14 protein-coding genes are annotated in these 13349 nt (G+C 73.5%); 7 read left to right on the top strand and 7 right to left on the bottom strand.

The genetic code is table 11. From position 1 onward, the window contains the following. Window positions 1-2 precede the first annotated feature (2 nt). Together AB0O36_RS27205 and AB0O36_RS27200 are read right to left on the bottom strand one after the other, a co-directional pair. A complete protein-coding gene (locus tag AB0O36_RS27205) occupies window positions 3-1019 on the bottom strand; it encodes an endo alpha-1,4 polygalactosaminidase (protein ID WP_365114835.1) in 1017 nt (338 codons plus the stop codon). A gap of 179 nt (window positions 1020-1198) precedes the next feature. After that, window positions 1199-1978 (bottom strand): LysR family substrate-binding domain-containing protein, encoded by a 780-nt coding sequence (locus AB0O36_RS27200; RefSeq protein WP_365114906.1) that lies wholly within the window; start codon window positions 1976-1978, stop codon window positions 1199-1201. 139 nt (window positions 1979-2117) lie between these two features. Here AB0O36_RS27200 and AB0O36_RS27195 point away from each other — a divergent pair, with 139 nt between their 5' ends. Beyond that, the gene (locus tag AB0O36_RS27195) at window positions 2118-2501 is read left to right on the top strand and encodes a DUF5997 family protein (protein ID WP_365114834.1); all 384 of its coding nucleotides are present in this window, start codon (window positions 2118-2120) and stop codon (window positions 2499-2501) included. 226 nt (window positions 2502-2727) lie between these two features. Here the strand turns inward: AB0O36_RS27195 and AB0O36_RS27190 are convergent, their stop codons facing one another. After that, a complete protein-coding gene (locus tag AB0O36_RS27190) occupies window positions 2728-3297 on the bottom strand; it encodes an XRE family transcriptional regulator (protein WP_365114833.1) in 570 nt (189 codons plus the stop codon). 137 nt (window positions 3298-3434) lie between these two features. Here AB0O36_RS27190 and AB0O36_RS27185 point away from each other — a divergent pair, with 137 nt between their 5' ends. From AB0O36_RS27185 to AB0O36_RS27170, 4 genes are all read left to right on the top strand, one after another. Beyond that, window positions 3435-4214 (top strand): ABC transporter permease, encoded by a 780-nt coding sequence (locus tag AB0O36_RS27185; RefSeq protein WP_365114832.1) that lies wholly within the window; start codon window positions 3435-3437, stop codon window positions 4212-4214. Next, on the top strand, window positions 4211-4936 hold the full coding sequence (locus AB0O36_RS27180) for an ABC transporter ATP-binding protein (protein ID WP_365114831.1): 726 nt from the start codon (window positions 4211-4213) through the stop codon (window positions 4934-4936). Before AB0O36_RS27185 ends, AB0O36_RS27180 begins: the two co-directional genes overlap by 4 nt. Window positions 4937-5054: 118 nt before the next feature. Beyond that, window positions 5055-6083, top strand: a complete 1029-nt coding sequence (locus AB0O36_RS27175) for an NrtA/SsuA/CpmA family ABC transporter substrate-binding protein (protein ID WP_365114830.1) — start codon at window positions 5055-5057, stop codon at window positions 6081-6083. 80 nt (window positions 6084-6163) lie between these two features. Beyond that, complete coding sequence (locus tag AB0O36_RS27170) at window positions 6164-7273, top strand: aryl-sulfate sulfotransferase (RefSeq protein ID WP_365114829.1); 1110 nt, start codon at window positions 6164-6166, stop codon at window positions 7271-7273. Here the strand turns inward: AB0O36_RS27170 and AB0O36_RS27165 are convergent. The 4 genes from AB0O36_RS27165 to AB0O36_RS27150 all read right to left on the bottom strand — a co-directional run bounded on the left by AB0O36_RS27165 (window position 7237) and on the right by AB0O36_RS27150 (window position 11337). Further along, window positions 7237-7761 carry a hypothetical protein gene (locus AB0O36_RS27165; RefSeq protein WP_365114828.1) on the bottom strand — a complete coding sequence of 175 codons (525 nt, stop codon included), beginning with the start codon at window positions 7759-7761 and terminating at the stop codon, window positions 7237-7239. The genes AB0O36_RS27170 and AB0O36_RS27165 overlap by 37 nt on opposite strands. A gap of 325 nt (window positions 7762-8086) precedes the next feature. Beyond that, on the bottom strand, window positions 8087-9082 hold the full coding sequence (locus AB0O36_RS27160; protein ID WP_365114827.1) for a helix-turn-helix transcriptional regulator: 996 nt from the start codon (window positions 9080-9082) through the stop codon (window positions 8087-8089). Between the two features lie 110 nt (window positions 9083-9192). Further along, the gene (locus AB0O36_RS27155) at window positions 9193-10473 is read right to left on the bottom strand and encodes an MFS transporter (RefSeq protein WP_365114826.1); all 1281 of its coding nucleotides are present in this window, start codon (window positions 10471-10473) and stop codon (window positions 9193-9195) included. Between the two features lie 132 nt (window positions 10474-10605). Beyond that, on the bottom strand, window positions 10606-11337 hold the full coding sequence (locus tag AB0O36_RS27150; RefSeq protein ID WP_365114825.1) for a carbon-nitrogen hydrolase family protein: 732 nt from the start codon (window positions 11335-11337) through the stop codon (window positions 10606-10608). A gap of 100 nt (window positions 11338-11437) precedes the next feature. Here AB0O36_RS27150 and AB0O36_RS27145 point away from each other — a divergent pair, with 100 nt between their 5' ends. Continuing rightward, entirely contained in the window at window positions 11438-11944 is a 507-nt protein-coding gene (locus AB0O36_RS27145) for an SRPBCC domain-containing protein (RefSeq protein WP_365114824.1), read from the top strand. 154 nt (window positions 11945-12098) lie between these two features. Then, window positions 12099-12947: an acetylglutamate kinase gene (gene argB / locus AB0O36_RS27140; protein WP_365114823.1), complete on the top strand. Its 849-nt coding sequence runs from the start codon at window positions 12099-12101 to the stop codon at window positions 12945-12947. The last annotated feature ends 402 nt before the right edge of the window (window positions 12948-13349 follow it).

Raw genomic sequence — 13349 nt, 5'->3', positions numbered from 1 at the left:
AGTCAGCAGGTGCGGCGGCGGTGGGCGGCCTCCCCGGCCGGCCTGACGTCCTTGTCCCGCAGCACGATCGAGAGGGTGCCGCCGTAGGCCCGGCACGCGGCGGCGAGCCCGGCCGGCTCGTACTCGACGTCGAAGACGCGGTTGTCGAACGCCTTGGCGTAGACGTCGCATTCCTCGTACTGGCCGCACTCCTCGGCGATGGCGAAGTCGAAGCCGACGCCCCGGCCCCGTCCGGCGAGTTCGGCGGCGTTCTTCTGGCCGATGGCCAGGCCGGCGGCATGGGCCCGGTCAACGAGCAGGCGGGCGAAGGCCAGGTCGTGCTCGAGGGTGAGGCGCCCGCCGGACCGCTCGTGGGAGTCGAGGTTGTCGGCCTCGACGGCCTGGAAGCCGGAGGCGGCGCAGCCGTCGATCCACTCCCCCACGATGCGGGCGAGCCGGTCCCGCTTGGCGGGGGTGGACACGTCGAGGAGGGCCTCGTCCCAGTCCTGGTCGATGACGAGCGGGGCGCGGGCGCCTCCGCTCTTGCGGAGCAGCAGGTCGGGGTGGTTCTTCTGCCACCAGGCGGTGGCGTCGGGCTGGGCCTGGAAGGCGTTGACGTAGCAGATGTTGTACAGCCCGGGCGCGGGCTTCGCGCTGCGGTCGCGGGAGACCGCCCGTACGCCCTTCGGCGGCCCGTAGGGGTCGCCGATCTGGTAGTCGAAGGCCATGTGCGGCTCGGGGAGCCGTACGGCGCCGGGGCCGGCCCGGCCCGGGGTGCCCGGGCCGCTCGGGCTGCTCGGGCTGCCCGGGGTGTTTGGCGTACCCGGGCTGCCCGGGGTGCTCGGCTTGCCCGGCAGGTTCGGGGTTCTCTGGGTGCTCGTGGTGCTCGGGGTGTGCGGGATGTTCGGGGTGTGCGGGATGTTCGGGGGGCCGTCGCCCTTCCCGCCGTCCCCGCCGCCGCTGCATCCGGCGGCGAACAGCACCACCGCGCCGACCAGTACCCCCACCCGCCGCGCCGCGCGGCGCGCCCGGTCGTCCATCGCTCCGGTTCTCCCCTTCGCTGCCCCGGACGCGTCCCCCCGCCGCCCCTCGGCGCGCTGCCCGGCCCGGCGGCGCACCGGCTGACGGAGCGCCCCCAGGGGGAACGACTCTACGCGGCTCGGGTGACGGTCCGGCCGGGAACGGGCGAAGCGGCGGTGGCCTGCCGGGGCGGGAGTGGTTACGGGCGGCGGCCGGGCTTGCGGCCCTTGGCCGACTTGGACGGCTTGGCCGATGCGGCTCCGCCGGCGCGCGGGTTCCTGCCCGTCGCCTTCCCGGCCGCCTTCCCCGCCGTCTTGCCGCTCGTCTTCCCCTTCGCCTGGTTCCCGCCGGTCTTCTTCGCCGGCGCGGGGCGGGACTTCGACCGGTCGTCGCCGGGGGTCTGCGGTCCGCGGGTGCTGTTGACGGTGCGGCCGCGGACGATGCCGATGAAGTGCTCGACCAGGTCGGTGGTGCGGTCCTCCGGCCAGGACAGCGCGACCCGTGACTCCGGCGCGTCGGTCACCGTCCGGTAGGTGAGGTCCCTGCGGTGGTGCAGTCGGGCCAGGGACTGCGGGACGACGAGGCAGCCGATGCCGGCGGCGACCAGTTCGATGGCGTCCGCCGTGGTGGCGGGACGTTCGATCGCGGGGCGTCCCGGCAGGGACTCCCAGTCGAGGGTGTCGTCCATCGGGTGCAGCACGATCTCGTCGGCGAGGTCCTCGGTGGACACCTCGTCGGCGGCGGCCAGCAGGTGGTCCTTGGGGATCACGACGACGGTGGTCTCGGTGTAGAGGGGGATCGCGCTGAAGACGTCCCGGTCCACCGGCAGCCGGACGATCCCGGCGTCGGCGTCCCCGCCGGCCATCAGGCCGCAGGCGTCTCCGGCCGGCACCTGGACCAGGGTGAGCGGGATCTCCTGGAGCCGCTCGTTCCAGATCCGGACCCACTTCCCGGGGGTGACGCCCGGGACGTACGCCAGCCGGAAGCCGGGGGCGGGAGTCCGGGGTGCCGGGGGGACCGGGGCCGAGGGAGCAGAGGGGGAGGTGTCCGAGCCTGTCACCTGGCCAGGTTACCCGGCGTGGTCGGAGGTCGTGCACGCGCTCGATACCCTTGACGGCATGACGTCGCACCAGAACACCCAGACGATGAAGCCCGCGACCGCGGCCAAGAAGCTGGGTGTGTACCTTCCGGCCACCCCCGCCGAGTTCCAGGAGGGCGTGGTCTCGCGCGCCGAGCTGAACTCGCTGCAGTCCGAGCCGCCCGCGTGGCTGGTGGAGCTGCGCAAGAACGGCCCGCACCCCCGTCCGGTGGTCGCGGCGAAGCTCGGCGTGTCCATCGCCGGTCTCGCGCGCGGCGGGGTCACCGAGGCCCTCACCACCGAGCAGATCGACGCGCTGAAGCAGGACATGCCGGAGTGGCTGCAGAAGGAGCGCGCCACCCAGGCCGAGGTCCGCAAGGAGGCGGTCCGCATCAAGGAGAAGAACGCCGCCAAGGATGCCTGACCTGCCCTGACGGCCCCTGCCGAGCCCGTCCGCCCCGCGCCCCGCCGCGGCGGTCGGAGGGAGGCGGGTCCGCGGCCGCCCTGCCGCACGTAAGCACGTAGGCACCACACCGGACGTCCCCGGCCCGATCCCAGGGCCGGGGACGTCCGTGTTTTCCGGACTTCCGTTCGGGGCTTCCGTGTTTTCCGGGCTTCCGTATTTTCCGGGCTTCCGGCTTCCGGAGCCCCTACCCGTTCGCGACGACCAGGAGGGTGCGGGCCGGTGACGGACCCGCCAGGCGGCAGCGGTGCGGGACCTCGCCGCGGTGGTGGGCGCTCTGGCCGGCGCGCAGGGTGAGCGGTTCCTCGCCCTCGACCTCCAGCACGATCTCGCCCTCCAGTACGTAGAGGAAGTCCTCGCCGGGGTGCTCGAACCAGCCCCGCTCGCCCCGGCCGGGCTCGAAGTGGTGCTCGTACGCCTCCATCAGCGAGCTGCTGCCGCCGGGGATCAGGACGCGGGCCACCTGCCCGGCCGTCTCGGCGACGCGGATCACCTGAGGGTCGCTCTCGTGGCTGACGGCTCCGGGCCGGTCCGGCGGGCGGAGGAAGGTGCCGGGGGTGACGTCGAGCGCCTCGGCGATCCGGTAGATGGAACTGAGGCTGGGGGTGGCCAGTCCGCGTTCCAGCTGGCTGAGGAAGGGCTGGGAGAGTCCCGATCGGGTGGCGAGCGCGGCCATGGAGACGCCGCGCTGCTTGCGGCAGGCGCGGATCACTTGCCCGACCGCGATCGATTCGGGGGTGGGTTCGGGGCGTGACACGCAGGTGAACGTACCTCATGTTCGATCACCCGCCGGGTGGGCCCGGAACGTTTCGTACTGCTGCAACACGCCGTACATAAGCGTGGTCAATTATTGACCTCACTTATTGATGCAGCCCACGAGCGAGGAGTCCTCCCGTGTACGCCACCCCTTCACCTCCGGGCCGGGCCCTCGGCCGGTTCGGCCCGCCCCTGGGCGCGGCCGCCGCCGTGCTCGCGCTCTGGTGGCTGGCCGCCCGGTCGGGAGCGGTGGCCCCGGGCCTGCTCCCGACACCGCAGGAAACGGCCGCCGCGCTGGCGGACAGCGTGCGCAGCGGCACCCTGGCCACCGATCTCGGTGCCAGCCTGGCCCGGGCCGGGCAGGGTTTCGCGCTCGGCGCGGTGATCGGCTCGGCGCTGGGTTTCGCCACCGGGTACCTGCCGCGGATGGCCGCCGCCGTGAACCCGGTGGTGTCCTTCCTCCGGCCGATCCCGGCCATCGCCCTGGTCCCGCTGGCCACGGCCTGGTTCGGCATCGGGGAGACGGCGAAGCGGCTGCTGATCGCGTACGCCGTACTGCTCGCCGTATGGCTGTACGTGCATGACGGGGTGTCACGGGTTCCGGTGAGCCATCTGCGGGCGGCCCGCTCGCTGGGGGCGCCGCTGCACCGGCGGTTCACCGAGGTGCTGCTGCCGGCCGCCGCGCCGGCGCTGCTGGCCGCCCTGCGGTACGGCGCCTCGGTGGCGCTGCTGGCCCTGGTCGCCGCCGAACTGGGCGGTGCGGACAGCGGTCTGGCGTACCGGCTCCAGGTGGACGGCCAGTTCCTGCGGGTGGACCGGATGTTCGCCGGGCTGATCGTGCTCGGGCTCCTCGGGGTGGCCGTGGACCTCGTGCTGGCCGGCATCGGCCGCCGGTTCGTGCACTGGGGCAGCTCATGAGCCGGGACCTGCGGCTGGAGGGCCTGTCCGTCGGGTACGGGGCGGGGGCCGCCCCGGTCCTGGAGCCGACCGACCTGGAGTTCGCGGCCGGGTCGTTCACGGCGCTGCTCGGGCCGAGTGGCTGCGGCAAGTCCACGGTGCTGAACACCGTGGCCGGTTTCGTCCGGCCGTCCTCCGGGCTGGTCACGGCGGGCCGGTCCCCGGTGACCGGGCCGGGGCCCGACCGGGGCGTGGTGTTCCAGCACTACGCGCTGTTCCCCTGGCGCACCGCCCGCGGGAACGTCGAGTTCGCGCTCAAGCGGCTCGGGCTGCCGCGTGCCGAACGGCGCCGCCGGGCGCTGGCCGCACTGGACGAGGTGGGTCTGGCGGACGGCGCGGAGAAGTACCCGGCCCAGCTCTCCGGCGGCATGCAGCAGCGGGTCGCGCTGGCCCGGGCGCTGGCGGCGGAGCCCGAAGTGCTGCTGATGGACGAGCCGTTCGGGGCCCTGGACGCGCTCACCCGATCCCGGATGCAGCAGTTGCTGCGCGCGCTGTGGCAACGCACCGGTCTGACCGTCCTGTTCGTCACCCACGACATCGACGAGGCCCTCGCGCTCGCCGAGCGGGTGGTGGTCCTCGGCGGCCGACCCGGCCGGGTGCTGGCCGACCACCCGGTGCCGGCCGGCCCGCCCGACCCCGCCCTGCGGGCGCTGATCGCCGGCCATCTCGGCACCCCTTCCTGACGCCCTGCCCCCGTGACACCTGTTCTCCCCGGCACCTGCCCCCGTGGCACCTGCCCCTGTGACACCACCCCCTGACCTCCCTCATCGTCCCGACCTTCCACGACAGGACCTGATCACCGTGTCGACACGCTCCTCCAGACCCCGCGCGGCCTCCGCCGTCGCCCTCGCGGCCGCCCTGCTCACCACCCTGGTCACCGGCTGCTCCTCGTCGGACTCCGGCTCGGGACGCGGTTCCGGCAAGGGCGGCTCCGAGGCCGTCTCCCTCGCCGGCAGCGACCGGCTCGGCGGGGCGCCCGTTTACGTCGCCCAGGAACGCGGCCTGTGGTCCGCCGAGGGCCTGGACGCCAAGGTGACCACCCTGCCCACCGGGCGGGAGGCGCTCAACGCCGTGCTCGGCGGGCAGGCCCAGCTCGGGGTGGTGGGCGACCTGCCGGCCGTGACGGCCGCGCTCGGCGGGCGCGAGGTGAAGGTGGTGGCCGACCTCTCGCGGTTCTCCGACTGGCGGCTGCTGACCCGCACCGACCGGGGCATCGGCTCCTTCGCCGCGCTGAAGGGCCGGAAGGTCGGCGTCCCCCAGGGCACGAACGTCGAGTACGCGCTGTCCCGGATGCTGGGCTCGGCGCAGCTGACGCCCGCCGACGTGACCGTGGTCAACCTCGCCCCGAACCAGGTCGGCCCGGCGCTGGCCCGCGGCGACATCGACGCCGGGGTCACCTTCCCCGGCTTCTACGAGGCCACCCGTACCGCCCTCGGCGAGCGGTACGCCGAGCTGCCCTTCACCGGGTACACCGCCCGGACCCTGCTGGTGGCGGGCGCCAAGACGGACGGGAAGACCACCGCGGCCGTGCTCCGCACCCTGGTACGGGCCCAGCGCGAGGCGGCCGCCGACCCGGCGGGTGCGCGGAAGGCCCTCGTCGCCCAGTCCAAGGGCGCCCTGGAGGCCGGCCACGTCGACGCCTTCCACCCCCGGTACGAGTACGGCGCGACGCTCTCCACTCAGCTCCTCACCCAGCTGACGGAGGAGGCCGCCTGGGCCAAGTCCGCGCAGAAGCTGCCGGGTTCCGCGGACCGGGCAGCCCTGCTGCGGTACCTGGACACGGCGCCGCTGAAGGCCGCCGACCCGACCGCCGTCACCGTGGCCCCCTGACGGGCCACCCCCTGCACCTTCTCTCCCCCTCCCTTCCTCCCTCCCCCGACCTCCCTCCCTTCCACCGACAGGAGAACCCCATGACCATCGAGCAGAACACCCTGCGCCGCCGCGGAGTCGGCCTGCGCGCCCACGACCCGGAGCGCAGCTTCGGCGGGTACACCCTCTACACCCCGATCGCCGGCTCCGGTGAGATCCACCTCGTGGACATCGAGGGCAACACCGTGCACACCTGGAACCCGCCGCAGCCGCCCGGCCGGCACGCACAGCTGCTGCCCAACGGGAACCTGTTCAACCAGGGCAAGGACCTGAGCAGCCCCACCCTGTTCCCGATCTGGGACGTCTACCACGGCGGCGTCTTCCAGGAACTGGCCCCGGACTCCACGGTGGTGCGCGAGACCCGGCACCCCTTCCACCACCACGACGCGTCCGTGCTGCGCAACGGGAACCTGATCGTGCTGGGCGTCGAGCCCCTGGACCCGGCCGACGCCGCCCGGATCCAGGGCGGCATCCCCGGCTCCGAGGCCCCGGACGGGGTGATCTACGGGGATGTGGTGTACGAGCTGACCTGGGAGGGCGAGGTGGTGTGGCGCTGGGCCGCCATCGAGCACCTCGACCCGGAACAGGTGCCGCTGAACAAGCACTTCGCCCGCAACCACTGGCCGATGGCGAACACGGTCAACGAACTCGCCGACGGCGGCATCGTGGTGGGCTTCCGCAGCGCGTCCACGACGGTGGCCGTGGACCGCGCCGACGGATCGGTCCGCTGGAGCCTGGGCCCCGACACGCACAACCAGCACCACTACCCGCACGAGCTGGAGAACGGCAACATCCTCGTCTTCGACAACGGCACCTACCGCGACACCACCTCCGTGCCGTACTCCCGGGCCGTGGAGGTGGAGCCGCACACGGGCCGCGAGGTGTGGTCGTACGAGGACAACCCGCCGCAGAACTTCTACAGCCCGTACATGTCGAGCGCCCAGCGCCTGCCCAACGGGAACACCTTCATCGCGGAGGGCTCCTTCGGACGCCTCTTCGAGGTGACCCCCGCAGGTGACGTGGTGTGGGAGTTCGTGGTCCCCGAGTTCGGGTCCTTCGGGCAGGGCGTGGGACTGGAGTCCTCGGCCGGCGCACAGAACGCCGTCTTCCGCGCCTACCGGTACGCGGCCGAGCAGATCCCCTGGCTCTGACCGAGCACCCGGTCCAGCAGGTCGGGCCGTCCGGCGATGCGCACCGCGAGGTCGTGCAGGATGTCGGGGGTGTGGTTGCTGACGACCCGCCCGCTCCAGGTGTCGCACAGCGCGGGCACGGTCGCGGTCCCGTCCCAGGAACGGTCGGCCGCCTCGTACGCGGCGCTCAGCGCGGCGTGTCCGGCCGCGACGTGTCCGGCCGCGGTGGGCCGGGGTCCGGCGGGCCCGGTCGGGCCCGGAGCCGCCGGGTCGAGCACGATCAGCCCGACGAGGTCAGCGAGGCCGAGCAGCGCATGGGCGCGGCTGACCTGTTCGGAGCGGGGACAGCCCGCGGACAGGTACAGGCGGTAGCGGTGCGGGGCGGGGTGGAAGCCGCTGCCGATGCGGCCGCGGATCAGGCCCACGGGCGTGCGACAGACGCCCGACGGGGCCGTGCGGATCGTGCACGCGGACGTGGACGCGGACGTGGACGCGGACGAGGTGGACATGACTCTCCTGGGGCCGGGGGGATCGGACGGGGTGTGTGAGGTCAGCGCCGTGCGCCGACGGCGCTGCACACCCGCAGGAGGTCGATGTGGAGGCGGCGGGTCAGCAGGTGGCGACGCGGGGCTGACGCCCCCTGGTCCACCGCTCCCGCCATCTCCACCGGTACCGTCCCGTCCGTTCCGTTCCCCCGGCTCGCAGCAGGCGAGTCGGCCCAAGTGTCATGTCGGTCCGGACGTCCGTCAAGACCGCCGGAAGGACCGAACCGGCCCTGCGGTGAAGTGACTTGCCGGTACGGAACGGCCGCCGGACGGCCCGTGGGCCGCCGCGCTACATCCAGCCGCGTTCCTTGGCGAACATGGCCGCCTGGAAGCGGTTCGAGGCACCGAGGCGGAGCAGCAGGTCGGCGACGTGCCGGCGGAAGGTGCGGATGGAGATGCCCATCTCGCGGGCGGCGATCTCGTCCTTGTCGAACCGGGCCAGCAGGGTGAGGACCGCACGGTCGGTGTCGGTGATGCCCTCGGGCTCCGGGTCCGCCTCCCGGCCGGGCAGCGGCTCCGCCGAGGCCCACACCTTCTCGAAGAGGGCGACCATGTTGGAGACGAGTCCGCCCTGGCGGACGATGAGCGCGCCGCGGGCGCTGTCGGCCGGGTCGAGCGGGACGACCGCCGTGGCGCGGTCGTAGATGACCATCCGGTCCATGACCTTGTCGACGACCCTGAACTCGGCTCCGAGGTCGGCCATCTCGTACAGGTAGCCGCTGGTGATCGGGTCGTCCAGGGCGGTGCGCAGGATCACCGTGCGCATGGTGATCCCCCGCCTGACGCACCGGAGGTCCAGGGGCCGGGCCGCCTCGATGAAGGCGGGCGTGAGCGGCCCGTCGGGCTGCAGGGCGAACATCTCCGTGCGGGCGAAGAAGGCCAGTTCGTCGAGACGGGCACGGATCTCGTCCAGTCCGTCGAGGCGTTCGATCCCGCTGGCGTGGCCCTCCCCCGCGCCCTGCCCCGGCTCTTCGCCGGCCCGGGCCTCCTCGACCAGTTCGGGGATCACCGACCGGGCGGAGGCCACCAGGCGGAGCTGCTCGTTGAGCTCCTGCAGCCGCTGCTCGATGAGGCGTTCGACCCCGAGGACCGGGTCGATCGCGACCGCGTGCCCTTCCCGGGCGACCCGGAGCAGCTTGCGCCCGCACAGGCTGCGGATCGCGTGGTCCGCTTCGTCGTGGCTGAGGCCCAGGCTCCGGCCGACCGACTCGGGGGACACCCGCGCGGTACGCAGCGAGTGCCGGTACACGCGTTCCTCGTGCTGACTCAGGCCCAGGTTGGTCAAGGTCACAGCGTAGATCTCCCCCTGACACGACTCCGCTCGGTCCGGCGCGATGCTACCGCAGGGGGCTGTTTTTGGATAAGTGTTTCCGCATCTCGGAATACGGGTATCCGTCAGGCCGCGGAGCCGGCCGGCCAGGCCAGCCGCCGTACGTCCGGCACGAGCACGGTGGCGGCACTGACGGCCAGGGCGACCACGGAGGCCACGACCAGTACGGCGGCGGGCGATCCGAAGCCCAGCAGGTGCGGTACGGCCACCAGGGCGAGCGGGGAGACCCCGAGGGAGATCAGCCAGTCGACACTGGAGACCCTGCCGATCAGCTCGCCGGGCACCCGGCTCTGCAGGGTGGCGGCCCAGGCGACGGTCGCCGCGGACAGCACCGCCCCGACCAGCAGGGCCACACCCACCGACGCGGCCACCGAGGACGACAGGCCCAGCACCGCGAAGCCGGCGCAGACCACCGTCATCCCGCCGAAGACGAGCACACCGGGCGGGATCCGCCGCAGCCGGCCCACCAGCAGCCCGCCCAGCAGCGCCCCGGCCGCCTGGCTGCCGACCAGCAGGCTGTACGTACCGGCGCCGCCGCCCAGTACGTCGGCGGAGGCCGGCGGCAGCAGCGCCTTCGCGGGGGCGACGACCAGGGCCACGCTGACGCCGAAGCTGCCGATGGACACCCACAGCCAGCGGTGTGCGAACACGTACCGGAGGCCGCCGGTCGCCTCCTTGAGCAGCCCGTCGCCCGAGGCCGGGCGGTCCGCGGTGGGCCAGCGGCCGGCCACCAGCACCAGGCCCAGGGCGAGGGCGAATCCGGCCGTGCCCAGGGCCAGGGAGGCGCCGGCGCCGACCGCCGCGAGCAGGACCCCGCCGAGGGCCGCGCCCGCGATTCCCGCGGTGCGCAGGGCGATCGACTGGAGGGCGTTCGCGGCCAGCAGCTCGGTCTTGGGCAGCAGTTCGGTGAAGGCGAGGGTGAAGGCCGGCTCGAAGGCGCCGTCGCCGAGTCCGAGCAGCAGCCCGCAGGCGGCGATCGCCCAGACGTGCCGCCCGCCCGCCGCCACCTGGGCGGCGACCCCGGCGGTGGCCAGCACCCGGGCGGCGTCGGCCCAGAGCATCACCCGGCGGGCGCCGAAGCGGTCGGCCAGCGCGCCTCCCACGAGGAGCATCAGCACGGTGCCGGTGGCCTGCCCGAACAGGGTGTAGGCGAGCAGGGCCGGGTCGCCGGCGGTGACCGCGTACCCGGCCAGCGAGACCTGGAAGACGAAGTCCCCGGTGCGGGAGAGGCACTGGCCGGCGTACAGCAGCCGGAACCGGCGGCGGCGCAGCGGGACCCGCAGTCCGGTGCCGGCGGTCCTCGGCGTCCCACCGGTTCGGGGTGCCTCCTGTTCGGCGTCGACCACGGCTTCCCTCTTCCTCCGCACCGGACGTGACGGCAGGTTCCCGTCTCTGACGGAGGAAAATCTCGCACCGCCGGAATGCCGTCACCAGGGCAGCCGGGATCAGGAAGCTGCAGGCACTCCGGCAGCTTCCTGTCAGCGCCGCCCCGGCGCCGGGACCTCGGCCGTGACCACGGTGGCCGTACGGTCGTCGGCCTCGGCGAGCAGGGTGCCGTCCGGGGCCCAGACGGCGGCGCGGCCGCAGCCGGTCCAGGGCCCGGCCGGGCCGACGTGGTTGGCCAGCACCACGTACAGGCCGGTGTCGGCGGCGATGCGCGGATAGAGGGTCGCGCGCTCCCGGATGCCGTCGCCCGTGCCGTACAGCGAGGAGGCGAGGTGGACGTGGCAGCCGTCGGCGGGCCCGCGGGAGGTCAGCTCCGGGAAGTGGTTGTCGAAGCAGGTGGCCAGGGCGAAGCGCAGGCCGGCGAGCCCGAACCGGCCGTCCCGGTCGCCCGCGGCGAAGACGTCCTGCTCCTGCCCGTACAGGTGTTGCTTGAGGTAGGTGGTGAGCAGTCGGCCGTCGGCGTCGAACACGAGGGTTCCGATGGCGGGCCGTTCCCCGCCGTCGGCGGCCACGGCGCAGTTCACCACGGTGGCGATGCCGGCTCCGCGCAGCGGGTCCAGGCGCGGGTCGTCCTCGGGGTCGTGCACCCACAGGCCGGGGTCGGAGGCCAGGGCCGCGAGCTCGTAGCCGGTGAGGGCGAACTCGGGGAGGACGACCAGTTCCGCGCCCTCTTCGCGGGCCCGCGCGGCGAGTCCGGCAAGGATGCGCACATTGGCGGGGACGTCTGCGGGCACACAGGCGAGCTGGGCTGCGGCGATCTTCATACGGACAGCCTGCCACCGGGGCCGGGCCCGGCAGGCATTGCCCCCCGGGTGCGGGGGCAGGCTCCCCGCAGAGGCCACTCCCGGTCGTGAGGATGGTGCGATGGTCCCTGAAGCGGTCGAGCCGGTGACCCTGGAGCGGCGCATCGCCGCCCGCCCCCGGACGGTGTTCTCGTTCTTCGCCGAGGACGACAAATGGCTGGCCTGGATGGGCCGGGACGGCGAGTTCGCCTTCGAGCCCGGAGGCTCCTACCGGATCGCCGTGACCCGCGAGCACGTGGCCGAGGGGCGGTTCACCGAGATCGACCCGCCCGGGCGGCTGGTCTTCACCTGGGGCTGGGCGGGTACGGAGGCGGGGTCGGGATCGGATACGGGGTCGGGATCGGAGACGGAATCGGGGACGAGGTCGGGGACGGGCGTGCCGCCGGGTTCCAGCACCGTGGAGGTCACCCTCCAGCCGGCCGCCGAGGGGACCCTCTTCCGCCTGGCCCATCACGGCCTGCCCTCCCCCGAGGCCTGCTCGGCCCATGCCGAGGTCTGGACGCACTACGTCCGGCGCCTGGTGACCTGGGCGGAGGGCGGCGATCCCGGACCGGACGACTGGGCCTGAGGCCGTGCCGGGGCAGCACCACCCAGCTTGACTTAGGTTAGCCTAAGCTAAATGCTGGTGGGCGCACACCACGGACCCCAACGACCGGCGCCGTACCGGAGTTTGAGGTTCCGTCACCCGAGCCCCGGGAACGGCCCCAGGAATGGAGTACCTCGTGACCGCCGACCAGCGGTGCAGCAGCCGGACCGTCGTGATCAAGTTCGGCGGGAACGCCATGGTGGACGAGGGACTGAAACGCGCCTTCGCCCGTGACGTGGTGGCGCTCCGCGCCGCCGGGCTGCACCCGGTGGTGGTGCACGGCGGCGGCCCCCAGATCAGCGCCCTGCTCGACCGGCTGGACCTGGAGGTCCGCTTCGAGGCCGGCCTGCGGGTGACCACCCCGGAGGTCATGGACGTGGTCCGGATGGTCCTCGCGGGCGGGGTCCAGCGGGAACTGGTCGGCCTGATCAACCGTCACGGACCGTTCGCGGTGGGCCTGACCGGCGAGGACGCGCACACCATGACCGCCGTCCGGCGGGCCGCCTGGGTCGACGGCGAGCCGGTGGACATCGGCCTGGTCGGCGACATCACCGAGGTCAACGCGGAAACCCTGCGGGAGCTGCTCGCGCAGGGCCGCATCCCGGTGGTCTCCCCCGTCGCCCGGGGGGCCGACGGGAACGTCTACAACATCAACGCCGACCTCGCCGCCTCCGCACTGGCGGCGGCACTGGGCGCGGAGCAGCTGGTGGTGCTCACCGACGTGGCCGGGCTGTACGCGAACTGGCCGTACGACACCGAGGTGATCGAGCGCCTCACCGCCGCCGAGCTGGAAAAGCTGATGCCCGAGCTGACCAGTGGCATGCTCCCGAAGATGGAGGGCTGCCTGCGGGCGGTCCGGGCCGGCGTACGGTCGGCCCGGGTGCTGGACGGCCGCGTCCCGGGCGCGGTCCTGCGGACCCTCCTCGACGGCGCCCCCGGCGGCACCACCGTCCTCCCGGACGACAACCCGGACACCTGCGCCTGACCGGCCGGTCCGCCCGGACCTGACAGATGTTGCGGGATGCGGGGAGGGCTGCGGGCTGCGGCGGGGGCGGGGGCGGGGGCGGACCATCGGGCTTGGCAGGGTCTGAGTGTGCCGAGGCTTCGCCCGGACGGAATCAGGGAGGTGCCCGGGGGCTGCCCGTCAGTCCTCACTGTCCTTCCGTGCCGGCCGCCGGCGTCAAGGGCGCTCCCTTTGGTCGCGTCGGCAAGCCGATGGCCCTTCGGGCCACCCTTGACCCCGACGACCGTCACGGAACGACAAGGACTGTCGGGCGGCCCCCGGAGGAACGCTTGGGTTCTAGTGGTTGTCGCAACACCTTCTTGATGAGGGATGCGGTGACTTTCGAGGTTCGTGCGGACCGTCGGTCGATGGGGCGGGTGTTGG

This window comes from Streptomyces sp. NPDC089799 (assembly GCF_040684755.1).
In the GTDB taxonomy this organism is placed as follows: domain Bacteria; phylum Actinomycetota; class Actinomycetes; order Streptomycetales; family Streptomycetaceae; genus Streptomyces.
The sequence above is the reverse complement of the archived record's forward strand: the minus strand, read 5'-3'. Positions and strand labels throughout refer to the sequence as shown.

Excerpts from the sequence above, each read along its gene's own strand:
- AB0O36_RS27205 (WP_365114835.1), bottom strand. The coding sequence starts at position 1,019 with ATGGACGACCGGGCGCGCCGCGCGGCGCGGCGGGTGGGGGTACTGGTC.
- AB0O36_RS27195 (WP_365114834.1), top strand. The coding sequence starts at position 2,118 with ATGACGTCGCACCAGAACACCCAGACGATGAAGCCCGCGACCGCGGCC.
- AB0O36_RS27180 (WP_365114831.1), top strand. The coding sequence starts at position 4,211 with ATGAGCCGGGACCTGCGGCTGGAGGGCCTGTCCGTCGGGTACGGGGCG.
- AB0O36_RS27170 (WP_365114829.1), top strand. The coding sequence starts at position 6,164 with ATGACCATCGAGCAGAACACCCTGCGCCGCCGCGGAGTCGGCCTGCGC.
- AB0O36_RS27165 (WP_365114828.1), bottom strand. The coding sequence starts at position 7,761 with ATGTCCACCTCGTCCGCGTCCACGTCCGCGTCCACGTCCGCGTGCACG.
- AB0O36_RS27150 (WP_365114825.1), bottom strand. The coding sequence starts at position 11,337 with ATGAAGATCGCCGCAGCCCAGCTCGCCTGTGTGCCCGCAGACGTCCCC.
- AB0O36_RS27145 (WP_365114824.1), top strand. The coding sequence starts at position 11,438 with ATGGTCCCTGAAGCGGTCGAGCCGGTGACCCTGGAGCGGCGCATCGCC.